Source organism: Thermovenabulum sp., assembly GCF_049701175.1.
Classification (GTDB): domain Bacteria; phylum Bacillota; class Thermosediminibacteria; order Thermosediminibacterales; family Thermosediminibacteraceae; genus Thermovenabulum.
The window spans coordinates 21,700-41,481 of record NZ_JBNATW010000011.1; the positions used below are offsets into that span (position 1 = coordinate 21,700).

A 19,782-nucleotide genomic window follows, 5' to 3' on the forward strand; every position below is an offset into this window, starting at 1 on the left:
CAAGACCTTCGGCACAGCATGAAAGCTGTGTCGAAGGTCTTTTTATTTTCCCTTTTGCCTATGTAAACTTTTCTTATTTTATTTATACTTTAAAATAATTTATTGACTTTTTTCTAAAAATAATAAGTATTAAAGGAGGGATTTTTTTGGAAGTAAAAAAGTGGTATACCGTACATCACGAGGAGGTTCCCAAAATTTTAAACACCCACATTGAAAAAGGTTTATCAACCCAAGAAGCAATGAAAAGATTAGAAAAGTATGGGTACAATGAATTGGTTGAGAAAAAAGGACCGTCTATTTTTGAAATGCTCCTTTCGCAATTTAAAGATTTTCTTGTGCTTATACTTATTGCTGCAAGCATTATATCTATTTTCTTAGGCGAAATCACCGATTCTGTAGTAATTATTTTAATAGTAGTATTAAATGCAATCCTCGGGGTATTACAAGAATATAAAGCAGGCAAAGCAATGGAAGCACTTAAAAAGATGGCAGCACCTGAAGCAAAAGTTATTAGGGACGGCATTGTAAAAACAATTCCTGCTAAGGAATTGGTACCTGGAGATATAGTTTTATTAGAAGCAGGAAATTTTGTACCTGCTGACTTAAGGCTCATAGAAAGTTTAAATTTAAAAATAGATGAAGCTGCTTTAACCGGTGAATCGGTTCCAGTTGAGAAAAATGCAAACATTGTATTCAATGAAGAAATTCCTTTGGGAGATAGAAAAAATACTGCTTTTATGGGTACAATAGTAACTTACGGTAGAGGTAAAGGTGTTGTGGTTTCAACAGGTATGCATACAGAAATCGGTATGATCGCAAAAATGCTTGAGTCTTATGAAGAAGAAGAAACACCCCTTCAAAAAAAGCTGCAGGAATTGGGAAAGGTTTTGGGGATTGTAAGCTTAATAATATGTGGTGTGGTATTTTTGCTTGGGATTTTTAGAGGAGTAAATTTTTTAGAAATGTTCATGACATCAGTGAGCCTTGCTGTTGCTGCTATACCTGAAGGATTACCCGCAATCGTTACTATAGTTTTGGCGTTAGGAATGCAAAGGATGGTAAAAAGAAATGCCCTAATTAAAAAACTCCATGCAGTAGAAACCTTAGGCAGTACCACTGTGATTTGCACAGATAAAACCGGAACACTTACACAAAATCAAATGACGGTAGTTAAAGCTTTTACCAACAGTAAACTTTATAATATTTCCGGTGAAGGGTATAAACCAACAGGAGATTTTATTTACAATGGTCAAAAAATCGAACCCTCAACAGATGCTAACCTTTCTTTGCTTTTAAAAATAGGCGCTTTATGCAATGACTCCTCTTTAGAAGAAAGTGGTTTAGAACACGAGTGTGAAAAAACTTACAGAATTGTAGGAGATCCTACTGAAGGTGCCTTAGTAGTAGCCGCAGCAAAAGCAAATTTAGATAAAAAAGAATTAGAAAAAATTATGCCGAGAATTGGAGAAATCCCTTTCGATTCCGATAGAAAACGAATGACAACTTTTCACATTACACCTGAAGGTACAATTGCTTTCGTAAAGGGAGCTCCTGATATAATACTTAACCTTTCAACCCAGATTTATAGAGATGATAATGTTTATCCTATGTCCTTAAAAGACAGGGAAGAAATATTAAAAGTTAACGAAGAACTATCTTCAAATGCTTTAAGAGTGCTCGCTTTCGCTTATAGGCCCTTTGATAATATGCCCAGAGATGTTTCTTATGAGAATATAGAAAATAATTTAGTTTTTGTTGGGCTGATCGGCATGATAGACCCACCCCGCCCTGAATCAATTGAAGCAATTAAGATATGCAAAAAAGCCGGTATTAAACCTGTTATGATTACAGGTGATTACAAAAATACCGCTATAGCCATTGCAAAAGAATTAGGGTTAATTGAAGATAAATCAAAGGTCCTAACCGGCGCAGAACTTGATAATTTAAGCGACGAAGAATTGGCTTCTCTTTCTAAGGATGTTAGTGTTTACGCAAGGGTTTCTCCTATCCATAAATTAAAAATAGTCGAGGCAATTAAGAAAAACAATCATATAGTCGCAATGACAGGAGATGGAGTTAACGATGCTCCTGCTTTAAAGAAAGCCGATATCGGTATTGCAATGGGAATTACAGGCACTGATGTGGCAAAAGAAACAGCAGATATGATTTTAACAGATGATAACTTTGCGAGCATTGTTGCAGCAGTTGAAGAAGGTAGAACCATTTATTCGAATATAAGGAAATTCATCTTTTTCCTTCTATCCTGCAATATAGCCGAAATACTTATAATATTTCTGGCAATGCTATTGGGTCTTCCCGTACCGTTAAAGCCTATACAGCTTTTATGGTTAAATCTCTTAACTGATGCCTTCCCTGCCCTTGCTTTAGGCATGGAGCAAAAAGAAAAATACATAATGGAAATACCTCCAAGAAAACCAGAAGAACCTATTCTGGATAGAAAAATGAGAATACAGATTGCGGTCCAAAGCACTTTTATGACAATTGCTATACTTGGAGCATTTTACTACGCATTAAGCGCAAACTTTCCGTTGGAAAAGGCTCGTACTTATGCTTTCGTAACACTGATATTCGGAGAACTTCTAAGGGCTTACACTTCCCGCTCCGAAACAGAATCCATCTTCAAAATAGGATTTTTCTCAAACTCTTACATGCTTTTGGGTACATCTATATCATTTATATTGCTTCTGGTGGTTTTGTACATTCCCTTTTTCAGCAATGTTTTCGATACTGTTTCATTGTCCATCAATGATTGGCTTTTTATAATAGCTTTTGGCTTAATCCCCTTTGCAGCTGCAGAAATCAGTAAATTGTTTTTAAAAAAGGACCTTAAATCTTGAAAAAAAATAAATAAAGCTGTTGGCAACCTTTTTAAAAAGGTGTCAACAGCTTTATTATTTGTCTTTAGATTTGCATTCACTGCAGTATCCTACGAATTTTACCATATGGTCTACAATTTCAAAATCATTTCTTTTTTCTATCTCTTTTTCTAAATTATCAAGCAAGTCCTCATCAAATTCAAATACCCTACCGCATTTTAAACATAAAAGATGATGATGGGAATGTTTATCTTCTTCCTGACTTAATTCATAGCGAAAACAACCGTCTCCAAAATTAAGTTTTTTAATTATATCGTTTTCATCAAATAGTTGAAGGGTTCTGTAAACCGTAGCAAGGCCAATATCAGGAAATTTCTCTTTAACAAGAGAATAAATTTCCTCTGTACTCATATGTTTTGAAGGATTTTCTAAAAAAACACTTAAAGTTGCTCTCCTTTGCGGAGTCATTTTTAATTCTCTATCCCTTAACTTGTTTTCTAATTCTTTGATTTTCTTCCTTTTTTCTTCCTCGGTCAAGTCCTTCTTTCTATTTCCTTCTGTTATATTTGACAATAATGACCCTCCCGAAAAATTTTTCTTTAGATAGTATATTCCTTTTGAAAAGTATTTGTCAAGGCATTTACACAACTTCTTACAGGTTCACCTTTTAATGCATTAATAACCTCCTCAGCTATCTCTATCGAAACCATCTTTTGAGCTTCTTTTGTAGAAGCACCGATATGAGGTGTAGCTATTACGTTTGGAAGTTGCAGCAAAGGATTATTTTCGGGAGGCTCCTTTTCAAATACATCCAAGGCACAGCCGGCAACCTTCTGACTTATCAGATTATCATATAAAGCCTTTTCGTCAATTATTCCTCCTCGGGCGCAATTTATAATATAAACACCTTTTTTCATCATTTCAAATTCTTTATACCCTATTAAGTGATACGTATCTCTTGTGAGGGGGGTATGGATTGTAATTATATCTGAAGTTTTCAAAAGCTCTTCAAAATTAGTCATCCTTATTTTATACTGTGCAGCAGTAGTTTTAGAAATATAAGGGTCATAGCCTATGACATTCATGCCAAGACCTTTTGCCCTTATTGCAACCTCTCTACCTATTCTTCCAAGCCCTATAACGCCCAAGGTTTTTCTATAAAGCTCAGTACCTAAAAATTTATTTTTTTCCCATTTTCCTTCTTTTATGCTTTGGTTGGCCTGTGGAATGTTCCTTACAAGAGAAAACATAAGCCCTAAAGTTAATTCGCAAGCCGCAATTGTATTACTGCAAGGGGCATTTACTACAAGGATACCCCTTTCAGTTGCAGCTTCAACATCAATATTATCTACTCCTACTCCAGCTCTTCCTATTACCTTTAACCTACTGTTTTCAATAATTCGCCTCGTAACCTTTGTAGCACTTCTTACAATTAACGCATCGTAATCTTTTATTATATTTACTAATTCATCTTCACTAAGCCCTGTCTTAACTTCCACTTCAAATTCTCTTTTAATTAATTCCATTCCTTCTTCCGAAAGTTTATCAGCAATTAATACCTTCATTTTATTCATTTTATATTCCTCCCTCTAAGTATTTTTTTTCTGCTGCTTTAATACCTTTACCAAAAAGCTTTTCGTCCCCTATAGCCATTTCTAAAGCTGAAATAACGGCAATAATATCTAAAAAGTCTACATACCCTAAATGCCCTATCCTCATAATTTTGCCTTTTAGGCTACCCTGCCCCCCGGCTACGGTTATATTAAATTTGTTTTTCAGCGTTTTTGTTAAATCTTTATATTCTTCAGGAATTTCAACTGCCGTTACAGTAGGTGAGGCATAATCGTCTTTTACAAAGGGCTTTAATTTTATTGCTTTTATTCCCGCTCGTAAAGCCTCAGATATTTTTTTGTGTTTTCTTATAATATTTTCTAAACCTTCTTCTTTGATTATTTTTAAGGATTCTTCAAGAGCATATATCAATGATACAAATGGGGTATAAGGTGTTTCACCTTTTTGTAAAGTATTTTTTGCTTTTTTTATATCGAAATAGTATTTTGGCATTTTGGAATATTCGTATGCCTTCCATGCTTTTTCACTTATGCTAATAAAGCCAAGTCCCGGCGGCAGCATGAAAGCCTTTTGTGAAGAGGAAACCACCACATCTATTCCCCATTCATCAGTTTTCAATTCTACAGCCCCAAGTGAGCTTATTGCATCTACAATGATTAGTGCTGGATGATCTCCTACTGCTTCTTTGAGTGCTTTTATATCATTTAATACCCCTGTGGATGTTTCATTTTGAGTAAAGAGAATGCCTTTTATTTCATAATTTTTATCTTTTTTTATCCTATCCCTTACCATTTCTTTTGTTATCGGCATTCCGTATTCAGCTTTTATTACTTCGACATTTGCACCGTAAGCCTTTGCAATCTCAGCAAACCTTTCGCCAAAAACGCCGCATTGAAAGGATACAATAAGGTCTCCCGGGGAAAAGAAATTAGAAATTGCTGCCTCCATTACTCCTGTTCCTGCTGAAGGAAATATAAGGACATCGTTTTCAGTCTGAAATACATATTTTATTTCACTACAAACTTTTAAATAAAGGTTCCTAAATTCATCTCCCCTGTGATTGATCATTGGAAAAGCCATTTTACTTAGTACTCTTTCTGGTACCTCGGTTGGTCCAGGAACCCTAAGCCTCGCTTTATTCATATTAAAACCCTCCTACTCTAAATGAAAATATTATCTTTTATTTTTCAAGTACTAAAATTTTATATTATTAACTAATTGTAGAATTAATATATTACATTATTAATCTTTTATCTCTCTAAATTATAGGGATATAAAAAACCGCCCCTTTGAAGGGGCGGTTTTTTCCACCGCGGTGCCACCCTATTTTAGAAAAAATTTAAGCACTCTCATTTTAGGTAACGGATTCACCGTCCGGCTCATCACCGGCACTCAGAGGCGGAAATAAAGGACACCTACCGGTTCGCACCAACCACCGGCTCTCTTAAAGGTTAATCCTTTAATTTTCCTCATCATCGCTTTCTGTTATTTAAAATTATGTTATTTTTTATGTTATTTTTGATTATAATAGTAGATAATTGAAATGTCAATATTTTTTTACTCATCTTCATCCTCAAAATCTTCATCTTCAAAGTCTTCATCTTCAAAATCAAAGTCTTCTTCTTGTAAGGATTCCCAAGCTTCTCTCACCTTTTCAAATTCTTCTTCGTCTTCGACTTCTGTTAAAAACTCTTCCCCGTCTTCATCAGTATCAATCCTGAAAATATAAGCCGTTTCTTCATCCTCTTCATCTACGGGAAGAAGGATTGCATAGTCGTTGTCTTCTACGTTGACTACTCCTAACACTTCAAATTCTGTTTCATTGCCCTCATCATCATAAAGGGTTATTGTTTCTCTTTCATCCATAATAAATTCACCTCGATATATTGAAATTAACATCATTTTATAGTAATTTACCATTACTGTCAATATTATGAATGTAATCCAGAAAACTTTGCAAAATCAAAACAGCCGCTAATTTATCTATCACTCCTTTCCTTTTCTTTCTTGAAACATCTGCATCTATCAAAACCTTCTCGGCTGCCAAAGTAGTAAGCCTTTCATCCCAATAAACTATTTCAATTGGGTGCAAAGACTTAAGTTTTTTACCAAATTTTTTTACATTTTCGACTCCTTGGCCGTAAGTACCATTCATGTTAATAGGCAATCCTATGACAATTTTACCTGCCTTATTTTCCTTGCAAATCTCTATTATCTTTTTTGCATCTTCACTAATACCCTTTCTCTGTAATACCATAAGTCCCCTTGCCGTTATTCCAAGTTCATCGGATAGAGCAATACCTATTCTTTTTTCTCCTATATCCAATCCTAATATACGCATTATATAATTGCCCCTTTTAAATAATTTTTATACAAAATTCAGGGCAGGCACCCGCACAGTAACCGCATAAAATACATTTTGTTTCATCTACATAAGCCTTTTCCCCTTTTATTGAAATAGCACTGTATCGGCATCTTTCCGTACATTTCCCACAGCCTTCACACCAGTTTTCTATTATTAATTTTCTTTTTTCCTTTAACAACATGTTTTCAATCTCTAAAGGCACTTTATTTCCTTCAAAAATACATATATCTGCGATCAGCTCATATCTTGACTTTATACCGACAGCTATTGAATGTAGGTAAGGTATGTTTAATACATATTCAAAGGCTCTCTCTTTCTCTTTTATCAGGTTTCCCCCACCCAAGCATTTCATACCGTATATCCCTTTCCCTTTATTATATGCATATTCTATCGCATTTAGCATATCATCTGCAGTTCCATCTTTTATTCCGATCCCCTTGAAATTTATCAAAGGTTGAATAACATCAAATTCTGGCATATCGGCAGCTGCCCTTACAACCTCAACTGTATGAGTAGAAACTCCTACAGCCTTAATAATCCCTTTTTCTTTTGCTTCTAAAAGATAATTTAAAGCTTCCTTATGACCTTCTAAGGTCAATTTTGATTCCTGCTCATGAAGCATAAAAATATCAATATAGTCTTTTCCAATTTCCTTCCTAGCTTTTTCTACGCTATTTTTCATACCTTCATAAGTATATGCATAGGATTTCGTTGCTATGATGATTTCATTTTTTGCCTTTTTCAGTGCAAGATTAATATAACTATAATTTTGATAGTATTCTGCTGTGTCAACAAAATTTATACCTAATTCATTGGCTTCACAAATTAAATTTGCCCCTTCATCAAGGGGCAAATTTGCTTGAAGGGGGCCTATTGTAAGCGCACCAAAACATAATCTTGAAACAGTTAAATTTGTACTGCCAAGTTTTCTATATTCCATAAACCATTACCTCATCAATACTTAATTACTTTAACTCCAAATAGCTTTTTATAATTTCCTCTAATAGCTCGTCCCTTTCAATCTTACGAATTAAGTTCCTCGCATTTTTATAGCTTGTGATATATGCAGGATCCCCTGATAAAAGATAACCTACAATCTGATTTATGGGATTATACCCTTTCTCTTTTAAAGCATTGTATACTTCGACTAATATTTCCTTTACGGATTTTTTTTCTTCCTTTTGAATTTTATACATCATGGTGTTTTCAAAGTTTTCCAATTTTACTCCCCCTCAAAATTATAACCTTTCTTTAATTAATTCACGGGCAAAACTGAGGGCTTCCTTAATTTTTTCGGGGTTTTTACCGCCTGCCTGTGCAAAATCCGGCCTTCCTCCACCGCTTCCACCAGCTATCTGAGCCACTTCTCTAATTATTGCTCCTGCATTAATTCCTTTATTTGTCACATCTTTGGTAGCTGAGCAGATAAATACGGCTTTATCTTCCTTCCTTGATGCCAATAAAATTAAAGAAGAACTGAATCTGCTTTTTACAAAATCACTAACTTTTCTTAAATCTTCTAAACTCATATCATCGAGTTCTGTAATTAAAACATTTACACCTTTTATATTTTCTACTTTATTAATTATTTCCTTTACTTTGTAGTTTATAATTTTATCCTTTAACTCCTCAATCATACGATCTTTTTCTTTGATTTCATTAAATAAACTTTCTACTTTAAAAGGAATATCAGCATTACTGACCTTTAAATAACTGGATGTATTTTCTAATACCTTCTGATTTTCTCTGAAGAGGCTAATTAAATTTTTACCCGTAACCGCTTCAATTCTGCGAATACCTGCTGCAACACTTCCTTCAGATACTATTTTAAAAAGTCCTATTTCCCCAGTGGCCCTTACATGAGTCCCTCCACACAATTCCTTGCTGAAATCCCCCATTGATACCATTCTTACTATCTCGCCGTATTTTTCGCCAAATAAAGCAATTGCCTCTTCTTCCTGAGCCTCTTTTAATGAAGTTTCTTTTATTTTCACGGGTAGGTTGTCTAAAATTGCTTCATTGACTATTTCTTCAATTTTTTCTATTTCTTCCTGTGTCAATGCCTGATAATGGTTAAAATCAAACCTCAGCCTTTCCGAATCTACCAAAGAACCCGATTGGTTCACATGCTCTCCCAGCACCATTTTCAAAGCTTTATGCAAAAGATGGGTAGCGCTGTGGTTTCTCATTATATTTTTTCTTCTTTCTTCATCAACTTCAGCTGTAACCTTATCGTTAATACTTGCTGTTCCCATTTCCACCTTGCCGATGTGATAAATCTTGCCATCAGGTGTTTTTTTAGTATCCAAAACCTTAAATCTTAAATTTTCATTGTATATAAAGCCTGTATCCCCGACCTGCCCTCCGCCTTCACCGTAAAAAGGCGTCTTATCGAGCAACAATATAGCCTCTTTCCCGGTCTCTATTTCCGTAACCGGTTCCTTGCCTACCATTATCATCTTAATCTCAGCGTCATCCTTTAATTTATCGTATCCAACAAATACGGTAGCTTCCATAGGAGCTAACACTTCATAAAGTTCATCAACAGGATATTCTTCTTTTCTTGCCGCTTTTGCTTTTTCCCTCTGCTTAGTCATTAATTCTTCAAAGGTTTGCTTATCTACGCTGAAACCTTTTTCCCTTGCGACATCTTCCGTTAAATCTAAAGGAAAACCATAAGTATCATAAAGCATAAAAGCCATTTCACCTGGAACTACCTTTTTGCCCTCTCTTTCAAGGTCTGCAATCCCTTCATATAATAGCCTAAGTCCTTCGTTTAATGTTTGATCGAACCTTATTTCTTCGTTTTCTATTACCCTCTGCACATAATCCTGATTTTTCTTTATCTCTGGATAAACATCTCCCATTAACTCTACAACCTTAGGCACTATTTTATAAAGGAAAGGCTCATTTAGGTCAAGTTCCCTACCGAATCTTGCAGCTCTTCTTAATATCCTCCTTAAAACATAACTCCTTCCCTCATTTCCTGGAAGTACGCCATCGGAAATGAGAAACGTAATAGCCCTAATGTGATCTGCTATTACCCTAAAGGGAAATCCTCTATCATCCCCGTAATACTTTTTACCCGTCATATTTTCCACAAAAGCAATAATTGGCCTTAAAAGATCAGTGTCGTAATTGCTATAGACATTTTGCATTACCGTTGCTATCCTTTCAAGTCCCATACCCGTATCAATGCTGGGTTTTGGAAGAGGTGTCAAGTTCCCTTCCTCATCCCTATTGTATTGCATGAATACTAAGTTCCAAAGTTCCCTCCACCTATCGCAATCACAAACCCCTAATTTGCATTCAGGGCTGTTGCACCTGTGTTCCTCCCCGCGGTCGATGTATATTTCACTGCAGGGTCCACAGGGGCCGGTATCGCCCATTGCCCAGAAGTTGTCCTTTTCGCTCATTCTTACTATTTTTTCAGGTGGAATCTTTGCTATTTCCTGCCACAAGTAAAAAGCCTCATCGTCTTTTTCATAAATGCTCACCCACAGCTTTTCCTTAGGGAGCATAAGAACCTCTGTCAAAAATTCCCATGCATAGGCAATCGCCTCTTTTTTGAAATAATCACCAAAGGAAAAATTTCCAAGCATTTCAAAAAAAGTATGATGTCTTGCTGTACGTCCTACACTGTCTAAATCGTTGTGTTTTCCACCTGCTCTGACGCATTTTTGAACAGTTGTAGCCCGCGTGTAGGGTAATTTTTTTATTCCCAGAAAAACATCTTTGAATTGATTCATTCCCGCGTTTGTAAAAAGTAAAGTAGGGTCGTTATGGGGAATTAATGAAGAGCTTGGCACCCTTTTATGGCCTTTACTTTCAAAAAAACTTAAAAATTTCTCTCTAATTTCATTACTCGTCATCATATACTATAACCTCCAAATAGCTACGCATTTGAGAAGAATTATATAGAAAACGTTAAACATTGTCAATTACATTAGCAATTATTTGCTAAATTTATCAATAATATTTACAATTTTGCTTTTATAAAGCTGGCTTTTTTCGAATCTACGATTGTTTAAGTAAATTATAAGATAAGAAATACCCATTCCTAATAATCCAGCCAATAAAGCAAAAGGCTCCACATTAGATATACCTAATATTGGCGCCAATTCGAATCCTCCAATTACACCGAGTATAAACATAATCAATGGGAAAAGATACATTATAAATGTAGCAGAAAGGACTCCCCTTGCCTCCATTTCTATTTCAACAAGCTGACCTACTTCAACTCCTATGGTATCCTTTGCCCAAACTATTAACTTTTTTTTCTTTGAGCTTTCAGCACAACCCTTACAGGAGCCGCAGGCAGCTCCTCTTAATACCTCTAACTCAGCTTCATCCTTTATTTTTCTTAAGACAACCGCTTTCTCACGCACAATCCCTTCACCTCACCTTAAAAATTTTTCTATCAACTCCATAAGTTCGCTTATCTTTTCTTCTTCCTCACCGGTTCCTTTAGAATTTAAGACACATCCCTTTGTGTGTTCTTTCAGAATGATTATCCCAACTTTTTTTAAAGCTGCTCTTACTGCAGCTATTTGATTTAACACATCTATGCAGTATTTCCCTTCTTCTATCATTTTTTCTATTCCTTTTATTTGTCCTTCTATTCTCGATAGCCTTATCTTTAAATTTTCTTTTTTGCATAAGTAAGAACAATTTTGGATGTCCAACAATATTCCTCCTTGTGAAATACCCTGGAAGGGTATTTTTTATATATCAATTATATTACTTCAATTTTGCTTTATCAATTACAATTTTAAAATATTGTTAAGGAACAAAAATCCCCGCTATGCCGTGTACTGACAAGGAACAGAGACCCTCTCTCTACAAGGTGGGTGCCCTCCTGAATGCTTCACGCTTCCCTTGGAAATTAGGGCATGCAATCCACATTCAGAGCCCAGGCTCCCAATGTCGTGGTGTTGGCTCTTTCCTCTGTCAGGTTCCACGCACACAGCAGGGTATTCTTCTTTCATTTATAATATTACCACACTTAATACCCTTTATCAAGATAAGGGCTTTTCCAATTTTTAGCCGTCAATTTTAATGTGTAGTTCCCTCAATTGTTTGGGTTCTACCTTAGCAGGCGCTTCAGTCAATAGACAGGTGCCATTTTGTGTTTTTGGGAAAGCAATACAATCTCTTATACTTTCCAAACCCAATAACAGCATTACCATCCTGTCAAGACCGTAAGCTATTCCGCCATGGGGAGGAGTTCCATATTCAAAAGCTTTTAATAAGAATCCGAAATTATTCCATGCCCTTTCTTGAGTAAAACCAAGCACATTAAACATCTTTTCTTGAAGTTCCGTTTTATGTATCCTAATACTTCCTCCACCCAACTCTACTCCGTTTAAAACAATATCATAAGCTTTAGCGCGCACCTTCTCCGGTGCAGTATCCAACAAAGGAATATCTTCATCCATAGGAGAAGTAAAAGGATGGTGCATTGCAACAAACCTCTTTTCTTCGTCATCCCACTCAAGGAGCGGGAATTCGACCACCCACAAGAACTTCAAAGCATCCTTATCAATTAGATTTAAAGTTTTACCTAAATATAAACGCATCTGCCCCAGCTGCTGAGCGACTAATTTTTCATCTTCATCTGCTAAGAAAATAAGTAAATCTCCCGTTTTAGCCTTCATCTTCTCAAAAATGCCTTTTAGTTCTTCTTCTTTAAAAAACTTTGCAATAGGGGATTTAATGCCTTCTTGAGAGAGCACAATCCATGCAAGACCTTTAGCGCCGAATTCCTTTGCCTTTTCCACAAGCTCATCTATGCCCTTCCTTGAAAATATATTGGCTCCGTCTTTAATATTAATGCCTCTTACCCTACCACCTTTTTCTGCCACTTCTCTGAATACTTTAAACTCACTGTTTTTAATGTTTTCAGTTACATCGACTATCTCCAAGCCAAACCTTAAATCCGGCTTATCAGAGCCGTATTTTTCCATAGCTTCTTTGTATGTAATCCTTTTAAAAGGAATTTGTATTTCTTTGCCCAATACTTTTTCTACAACATATTTTATAAGCCTCTCGTTTAAACTTATAACATCATCAACATCTACAAAAGACATTTCTATGTCCAATTGAGTAAATTCAGGTTGTCTATCTGCCCTTAAATCCTCATCCCTAAAACACCTTACAATTTGATAATAGCGTTCAATCCCTGATACCATTAATATCTGCTTAAAAAGTTGTGGCGATTGCGGTAATGCATAAAAAGTTCCAGGGTTTAACCGGCTTGGAACCAAAAAATCCCTTGCTCCTTCGGGAGTGCTCCTTGTAAGCATAGGTGTTTCTACTTCTAAGAACCCTTCATTGTCAAGAAAATCCCTTATAGCCTTATTTACTCTGTGGCGAAAAACAAAATTATTAAGCATTGACGGTCTTCTTAAATCCAAATATCTGTACTTTAATCTCAAGCTTTCGTCTACCTTTATATTGTCTTCGATAGGGAAGGGTGGCGTTTTTGCTTTACTTAAAATTTTTATTTCCTTTGCAAATACTTCCACATCTCCTGTGGGAATTTTTGGATTTTTGTTTTCCTCAGGCCTTTCCCTTACATCTCCTTTAACGGCTATAACATACTCATTTCTTAAATCTTCTGCAACATCAAAAGCCTCTTTGTTATAATCCTCGCTGAAAACCACCTGGACTATGCCACTTCTATCCCTTAAATCAATAAAAATAACCCCACCTAAATCCCTGCGTGTCTGTACCCACCCTGAAAGTACAACCTCCTTATTTACATCACTCACTCTTAATGTTCCGCATGCATGCGTTCTTTTCATTCCTTCCATTAACAACAACCCTTTCTAATGTTTTTATATAAAAATTCATAAATCTCGTTCATACCTATTTTTTGTTGCTTACCAGTTGATAAATCTTTTACCGTTAGAAAGTTTGATTTTATTTCATCCTCACCTATAAAAATTGTATACTTTGCTGCAAGTTTATCTGCATATTTCATCTGGCCTTTTAAACTTCGGTTCATATAGTCAATATCTGCCGATAACCCTTTTTCCCTAATATCAAACAGCAGTTTATAACCTGTCTCAAAGCTCTCATCGTCAAGTACTGCAATAAAAATATCAATACCTTTTTTAGGAATACTCAAAAGGCCTTTACTTTCAAGAACATAAATGAGCCTTTCGATGCCCATCCCGAACCCGGCTGCCGGGATGTGAGGGCCTCCGCACTCCTCCACAAGTCCATCGTATCTTCCGCCACCGCAAAGGGTATTTTGCGCTCCTAAATCAGTAGAAATTATTTCAAAAACAGTTCTTGTATAATAATCAAGCCCTCTAACTATCATAGGATCTACCGTGTATTCTATTTGTATAGCAGAAAGGAGTTTTTTTACTTTTGTGAAGTGGCCTTTGCAATCTTCGCATAAGTAATCCAATATTTTAGGTGAATCTTGAATCACCTTTTTACACTCATCATTTTTACAGTCCAATATCCTCAAAGGATTTTTCTCATACCTTACCTTACATGTATCGCATAATTTTCCCTTTTTTGACGACAGGTAATCGTGTAAAACTTTTTTATAAACAGGTCTACAATTACTACATCCTAAGGTATTTACTCTAAGGTCTAAATCTTCTAACCCTAATCCTTTTAAAAACTTTACGGCCATACCTATTACTTCTACATCCACAGCAGGGTTTTCCGAACCAAAGACTTCAATTCCAAACTGATGAAATTCTCTAAGTCTTCCCGCCTGAGGTCTTTCATACCTAAACCCCGGTATTATGTAATATAATTTTAATGGAAGGGATTGATTGTATAGTTTATGTTCAATCAAAGCCCTTGCACATGCGGCAGTACCTTCAGGTTTTAAAGTTAAGCTTCTCCCTGATTTATCCTGAAAGGTATACATCTCTTTTTCTACAATATCAGTAGTTTCCCCTACACCTCTTAAAAAAAGCTCTGTATGCTCAAAAGTTGGGGTTCTTATTTCTTTGTAACCAAAAATATCACATATTTTCCTAAATTCTCTTTCTAAAAACTGCCACTTTTCTACCTCATCGGGGAGTATATCCTTCGTACCTCTCGGTGCTTTAGTTAGCATTCAATCAGCCCCTTTATATATTTGCTACTGATAAACAATATATTTAAAATATATATTAATGTCAATATTTATAAAAAAAATGAGGGTTAAAATTTCACAAATTCCTAACAAATTTTACACACATTTTATAAAATCTTACTATAAAATTAAACTCGAAGGCTATACTTGTTTGGAAAAAATATAATTTGAAAAGGAGGTAGATAAATTATGAAACTTTTTTATAGGTATAAATACTTTGTCGCTGTGCTAATAGGTTTTGCATTAGGAATTGGAGTTGTTGCAGGAGGATTTTTCGCCTATAATTTCTTTTACCCTTCAAAAACGGTCAAGGCAGGAAATTATGAAGCAAAAGTAACAAATTTCTCAACACCATATACTCTACCGAATATACCGGATATAGTCGAAAAAGTAAGTGATGCGGTAGTTTTTATAGAAACAACTGTAGAAAGTAGAAACTTCTATAATCCTTTTATTGACGATCCTTTTTTTAGATTCTTCTTTGAAGATTTCCCATCAACACCCAATGTTAGTAAAAGTATAGGTTCGGGATTTATAATTAGTCCTGACGGATACATTTTAACAAATGAACACGTAATATCTGGTGCTACTGAAGTTTCTGTAACAGTAAAAGGCTATGATAAACCTTTTAAAGCACAAATTGTTGGGAAAGATTTTGACCTTGATTTGGCAGTACTAAAAATTAATTCTACGAAGCCTCTACCTTATATAACCATGGGTGACTCAGATAAAATGAGGGTTGGAGATTGGGTTATTGCAATAGGAAATCCTTACAGGTTAGACCATACAGTTACAGTTGGGGTTATCAGCGCTAAAGGACGTCCCATTACAATCTCCGATAAGTCTGGTAAACAAAGGGTCTATACTAACCTTATTCAAACAGATGCAGCTATAAACCCAGGTAACAGCGGAGGTCCATTAATATCCTTGAGCGGAGAAGTTATAGGAATTAATACTGCAATAAATGCTGAAGCCCAAGGCATAGGCTTTGCAATACCTATAAACACAGTAAAAGAGGTGTTAGATGAGCTTAAAAAAGGTGGCATTACGCGTCCATATATAGGAGTAGGTTTGCAGGATATTACTCAAGATTTAGCAAATTATTTTAATTTAAAAAATACCAATGGTGCATTGATTAGCTACGTTCAGCCTGGAAGCCCTGCTTCTGCAGCAGGTTTAAAAGAAGGCGACATAATACTGCAAATAAATAACAAAACTGTAAAAAATGCAAATGATGTAGCAAATATTATTAAAAACTCCAAAGTAAATGACATATTAGCCCTATTGATATTGAGAGATGGCAAACAATTATATGTAACCGTCAAAGTTGGCAAAAAACCTAATTAATTTCAAAAATAAGACTCGAGGATTAATCCCTCGAGTCTATTTTTTGTTGTGAATATTTGTAAAAGGATTCTTCTCTAAATCTCCATCTTCTTCAAATTTTTCTCTCAGTTTTTTCACTACACTTACATCCATCTTAATGTCTTTAGCAATTTCTTCATCATTAAGTCCTTCTTCAAAAAGCTCTGCTATTTCTGAAAAGTCTTCCTCGTGAGAATAAAGTTTAATAGTGCTTTTTTTCCTTTTCGTAAGTACCCCTCCGTTTCCCAAAATACTAAGGGAACCTATCTTAGAAAGGGGTTTGTCATCCTTTCTTCACCAATAGTAGAAGATAATCCATGACCTGGTAAAATTTTAACTTCATCACCCAAGGGAAGGATTTTCTCCATTATTGATTTTTTAAGGGTACTGTAAGATCCTCCGGGAAAATCTGTTCTCCCTATGGAACCTGCAAATAATGTGTCTCCAGTAAACAACATGTCCTCCACTTTTATAGAAATACTACCCTTAGTATGCCCTGGCGTGTGCAGTATCTCTAATTTTAATTCTCCTACATAAATATTGTCTCCATCCTTTAAGAAAATATCCGCTTCTTTTAAGCTGAATCCTCTACCCAAAAATATTGATAGATTTTTTTCGGGGCTTAATATCATATCTTTATCCAATTCGTGAATTAAAAGGGGAGCATTGGTTCTTTCCCTCAATAAATCAGCACCTTCAATGTGATCGCAATGACCGTGAGTTAATATAATATGAGTCAAGGTAAGGTTTTTATTATATATCACATTTAATATTTTCTCCGGATTTCCACCGGGATCAATGCAAGCTGCTTTATTTGTTTTTTCACAACCTATTATATAACAATTGGCCAAAAGCGAACCTACTTGAAGCGTTTCCAAATACATTGTTGCTTCCTCCTAAAATTTTTAAAAGGTCTTCTTCGAATCTAAAAGAATAGTTACAGGGCCATCATTTTCCAATTTTACTATCATATGAGCCTGAAATTGTCCTGTAGTTACTTTTTCAGTTTTTTCCCTGCATAATTTTACGAATTCTTCGTATAAATTTAGTGCTTTTTCGTGGCCAGCAGCCATTGTAAAACTCGGCCTTTTCCCTTTTCTTACATCACCGTATAAGGTAAATTGAGAAACCACTAAAATTTCTCCATCTACATCAAGTACAGAAAGGTTCATCTTACCATTTTCATCTTCAAAAATTCTAAGATTTGTTACTTTCTCAGCCATATATTTAGCGTCATCAATAGTATCTTCATCTCCAACTCCCAAGAAAACCAATATGCCTTTATTAATAGAGGAAATAATCTCACCCTCTACTTCAACCATTGCTTTAGATACCCTTTGAACCACTGCCCTCATCTTATTTCTCCCTTCTATTGATTCATAACCCTTTTTACTTCAAATACTCCATTTATCTTTTTTAACTTTTGAATAACATTTTCAAGGTGTTGCTTGTCTTTTATTTCAAGGACAAGATCAATAATTGCAATGCCATTTTTTGTAGCCCTCGCATTTACGGCGTCAATAGTAGTCTTCATATCTCCGATGAGATTAATTACTTCCGAAAGGACGCCGGGCCTATCATAGGCAGATGCTTCTATTTCAACAGGATATGAATTTTCTTTGAAAGTGTCCCATTTTACTTCAATAAGTCTTTCTTTGTAAAGATTATTTTGAACATTGGGACAATCATACCTGTGTATTGAGACACCCCTGCCTCTTGTAATGTAACCTACTATCTTATCTCCAGGTACTGGATTGCAGCATCGTGAAAATTTTACAAGAATATTATCAATTCCTTCTACTTTTACAGCTTCTTTTGAGACAACTTGTTTTTTAGATTTTTGAACTACCTTATCCTCAATAACTAATTTTTCACTTTTAATTGTTTTTTTATATTCATCTAATATCTTCTGAAAGGCCTGAGTAGGAGATATCCCACCAAAACCAACTGCTGCATACAAGTCTTCAATACTCTGCATGCTTAGTTTTTTCAAAAAACTTTCTAAAAAGTCGTGTTTTATAATCTGGTAAAAATCATACCCTTGCCTTTTTGCCTCTTTCTCCAAAAGCTCTTTTCCTTTTACTATGTTTTCTTCTCTTCTTTCTTTTTTAAACCACTGTTTTATTTTACTTTTTGCCTGAGTGGATTTTACAAATTTCAGCCAATCCCAGCTTGGCCCACTGCTGTGTGAAGAGGTAATTATTTCTACAATATCACCATTTGAAAGTTTATAATCTAAGGGTACCATTTTACCGTTTACTTTTGCACCTATGCAGCGGTTTCCCACATCTGTGTGTATCCGATATGCAAAGTCTATAGGACATGAACCTGCTGGAAGATTTATAACATCACCTTTAGGAGTAAAAACGTATACTTCATCAGTAAAAAGATCCAATTTTAATGATTCCATAAACTCCTTGGCATCTTTTAAATCTCTTTGCCAGTCCAATATTTCCCTAAGCCAAGAGAGTTTCTTGTCAAATTCGTCTACCTTGTTTCCTTCTTTATAGCGCCAGTGAGCTGCAATACCGTATTCTGCAGTTTTATGCATTTCATAAGTTCTAATCTGTATCTCTAATGGCTCACCCTTTGAATCAATAACTGTAGTGTGAAGCGACTGATACATATTAGGTTTTGGCATAGCAATATAGTCTTTAAATCTCCCAGGGATAGGTTTCCATAATGTATGAACAACCCCTAAAGCAGCATAACAATCTCTTACAGTATCAACAATAACCCTGACTGCAGTTAGATCATATATTTGATCAAAGGTTTTATTTTGTTCTTTCATTTTTTTGTATATGCTGTAAAAATGCTTTGGTCTCCCTTGGATATCAGCTTTTATCCCTGCTGATTCTAATTTTTGCTTCAGAATAGTTATCATTTCATTTATATGTTCTTCGCGCTCTCTTCTTTTTTTTGCAACTTTATCAACAAGATCGTAATAATGCTCGGGTTCAAGGTACCTAAAAGCCAAATCTTCAAGCTCCCATTTTATTTTTGAGATACCCAACCTGTGCGCTAAAGGTGCAAATATTTCTAAGGTTTCGATTGCCTTCTCCTTTTGTTTTTCTACAGGCATAGATTTCAAAGTGCGCATATTATGGAGCCTATCTGCTAATTTAATCAAAATTATTCTTATATCCTTTGCCATTGCAAGCAGCATTTTTCTCAAATTCTCAGCCTGCTGCTCTTCCTTTGACTTGAACTCTAATTTACCGAGCTTTGTAACACCGTCCACCAACAGGGCTATTTCGGAGCCAAAATTTTTTTCAATATCCTCGATGCTGTATTGTGTATCTTCAACCACATCGTGCAATAGCCCTGCCGCAATTGTTGCAGTATCCAATTCTAAATCGGCCAAAATCATAGCAACTTCCAAGGGGTGGAAAATAAAAAGCTCTCCTGATGCCCTGTGCTGGCCATCATGGGCTTTTTTTGCAAAATAATACGCATCCTCTATAAGCTTTAAATCGGCTTGAGGGTTGTAAGAACGTATTTTGTTTTCGAGTTTTTCTATAGTTGTCATAATATCC

The 19,782-nt window shown here is 35.4% G+C and carries 18 protein-coding genes, 1 other RNA gene and 1 other annotated feature; of the genes, 2 read left to right on the forward strand and 17 right to left on the reverse strand.

The features are described from left to right. Positions 1-146 precede the first annotated feature (146 nt). Entirely contained in the window at positions 147-2,858 is a 2,712-nt protein-coding gene (locus tag ACPLVF_RS05365) for a calcium-transporting P-type ATPase, PMR1-type (protein ID WP_424906803.1), read from the forward strand. 54 nt (positions 2,859-2,912) lie between these two features. Here the strand turns inward: ACPLVF_RS05365 and ACPLVF_RS05370 are convergent, their stop codons facing one another. The 13 genes from ACPLVF_RS05370 to hisS all read right to left on the reverse strand — a co-directional run bounded on the left by ACPLVF_RS05370 (position 2,913) and on the right by hisS (position 14,863). Then, on the reverse strand, positions 2,913-3,305 hold the full coding sequence (locus ACPLVF_RS05370) for a Fur family transcriptional regulator (RefSeq protein WP_424906843.1): 393 nt from the start codon (positions 3,303-3,305) through the stop codon (positions 2,913-2,915). 131 nt (positions 3,306-3,436) lie between these two features. Then, positions 3,437-4,411, reverse strand: a complete 975-nt coding sequence (serA, locus tag ACPLVF_RS05375; protein WP_424906804.1) for a phosphoglycerate dehydrogenase — start codon at positions 4,409-4,411, stop codon at positions 3,437-3,439. Between the two features lies 1 nt (position 4,412). Then, positions 4,413-5,552, reverse strand: a complete 1,140-nt coding sequence (locus tag ACPLVF_RS05380) for a pyridoxal-phosphate-dependent aminotransferase family protein (protein WP_424906805.1) — start codon at positions 5,550-5,552, stop codon at positions 4,413-4,415. A gap of 147 nt (positions 5,553-5,699) precedes the next feature. Beyond that, positions 5,700-5,894, reverse strand: a binding site (T-box leader). A gap of 72 nt (positions 5,895-5,966) precedes the next feature. Further along, positions 5,967-6,275 (reverse strand): DUF1292 domain-containing protein, encoded by a 309-nt coding sequence (locus ACPLVF_RS05385; RefSeq protein ID WP_424906806.1) that lies wholly within the window; start codon positions 6,273-6,275, stop codon positions 5,967-5,969. Positions 6,276-6,312: 37 nt separating this feature from the next. After that, positions 6,313-6,750, reverse strand: coding sequence for a Holliday junction resolvase RuvX (ruvX, locus tag ACPLVF_RS05390; RefSeq protein WP_424906807.1), 438 nt, complete (start codon positions 6,748-6,750; stop codon positions 6,313-6,315). A 16-nt stretch (positions 6,751-6,766) separates the two neighbouring features. Next, positions 6,767-7,714, reverse strand: a complete 948-nt coding sequence (locus tag ACPLVF_RS05395) for an aldo/keto reductase (RefSeq protein ID WP_424906808.1) — start codon at positions 7,712-7,714, stop codon at positions 6,767-6,769. A gap of 25 nt (positions 7,715-7,739) precedes the next feature. Continuing rightward, positions 7,740-7,973: an IreB family regulatory phosphoprotein gene (locus ACPLVF_RS05400; protein WP_424906844.1), complete on the reverse strand. Its 234-nt coding sequence runs from the start codon at positions 7,971-7,973 to the stop codon at positions 7,740-7,742. Positions 7,974-8,012: 39 nt separating this feature from the next. Continuing rightward, positions 8,013-10,649, reverse strand: a complete 2,637-nt coding sequence (alaS, locus tag ACPLVF_RS05405; RefSeq protein WP_424906809.1) for an alanine--tRNA ligase — start codon at positions 10,647-10,649, stop codon at positions 8,013-8,015. Between the two features lie 78 nt (positions 10,650-10,727). Continuing rightward, a complete protein-coding gene (locus tag ACPLVF_RS05410) occupies positions 10,728-11,162 on the reverse strand; it encodes a SoxR reducing system RseC family protein (protein WP_424906810.1) in 435 nt (144 codons plus the stop codon). 12 nt (positions 11,163-11,174) lie between these two features. Then, positions 11,175-11,459, reverse strand: a complete 285-nt coding sequence (locus ACPLVF_RS05415) for a metal-sensitive transcriptional regulator (protein WP_424906811.1) — start codon at positions 11,457-11,459, stop codon at positions 11,175-11,177. 107 nt (positions 11,460-11,566) lie between these two features. Further along, positions 11,567-11,752, reverse strand: a non-coding RNA gene (ssrS, locus tag ACPLVF_RS05420) — 6S RNA. Positions 11,753-11,816: 64 nt separating this feature from the next. Then, positions 11,817-13,589: an aspartate--tRNA ligase gene (gene aspS, locus ACPLVF_RS05425; RefSeq protein ID WP_424906812.1), complete on the reverse strand. Its 1,773-nt coding sequence runs from the start codon at positions 13,587-13,589 to the stop codon at positions 11,817-11,819. After that, the gene (gene hisS / locus ACPLVF_RS05430; protein WP_424906813.1) at positions 13,589-14,863 is read right to left on the reverse strand and encodes a histidine--tRNA ligase; all 1,275 of its coding nucleotides are present in this window, start codon (positions 14,861-14,863) and stop codon (positions 13,589-13,591) included. The genes aspS and hisS overlap by 1 nt, the downstream gene beginning before the upstream one ends. 207 nt (positions 14,864-15,070) lie before the next feature. Between hisS and ACPLVF_RS05435 the strand changes: the two genes are divergently transcribed. Next, a complete protein-coding gene (locus tag ACPLVF_RS05435; RefSeq protein ID WP_424906814.1) occupies positions 15,071-16,228 on the forward strand; it encodes a S1C family serine protease in 1,158 nt (385 codons plus the stop codon). A 36-nt stretch (positions 16,229-16,264) separates the two neighbouring features. Here the strand turns inward: ACPLVF_RS05435 and ACPLVF_RS05440 are convergent, their stop codons facing one another. Genes ACPLVF_RS05440 through ACPLVF_RS05455 form a run of 4 tightly spaced genes read right to left on the reverse strand, consistent with a single transcriptional unit; the run spans position 16,265 to position 19,775 of the window. Then, positions 16,265-16,495 carry a hypothetical protein gene (locus ACPLVF_RS05440; RefSeq protein WP_424906815.1) on the reverse strand — a complete coding sequence of 77 codons (231 nt, stop codon included), beginning with the start codon at positions 16,493-16,495 and terminating at the stop codon, positions 16,265-16,267. Between the two features lie 14 nt (positions 16,496-16,509). Further along, positions 16,510-17,130: an MBL fold metallo-hydrolase gene (locus tag ACPLVF_RS05445; protein ID WP_424906816.1), complete on the reverse strand. Its 621-nt coding sequence runs from the start codon at positions 17,128-17,130 to the stop codon at positions 16,510-16,512. A gap of 21 nt (positions 17,131-17,151) precedes the next feature. After that, complete coding sequence (dtd, locus tag ACPLVF_RS05450) at positions 17,152-17,601, reverse strand: D-aminoacyl-tRNA deacylase (protein ID WP_424906817.1); 450 nt, start codon at positions 17,599-17,601, stop codon at positions 17,152-17,154. A gap of 14 nt (positions 17,602-17,615) precedes the next feature. Further along, positions 17,616-19,775: a RelA/SpoT family protein gene (locus tag ACPLVF_RS05455; RefSeq protein WP_424906818.1), complete on the reverse strand. Its 2,160-nt coding sequence runs from the start codon at positions 19,773-19,775 to the stop codon at positions 17,616-17,618. Positions 19,776-19,782: the final 7 nt, after the last annotated feature.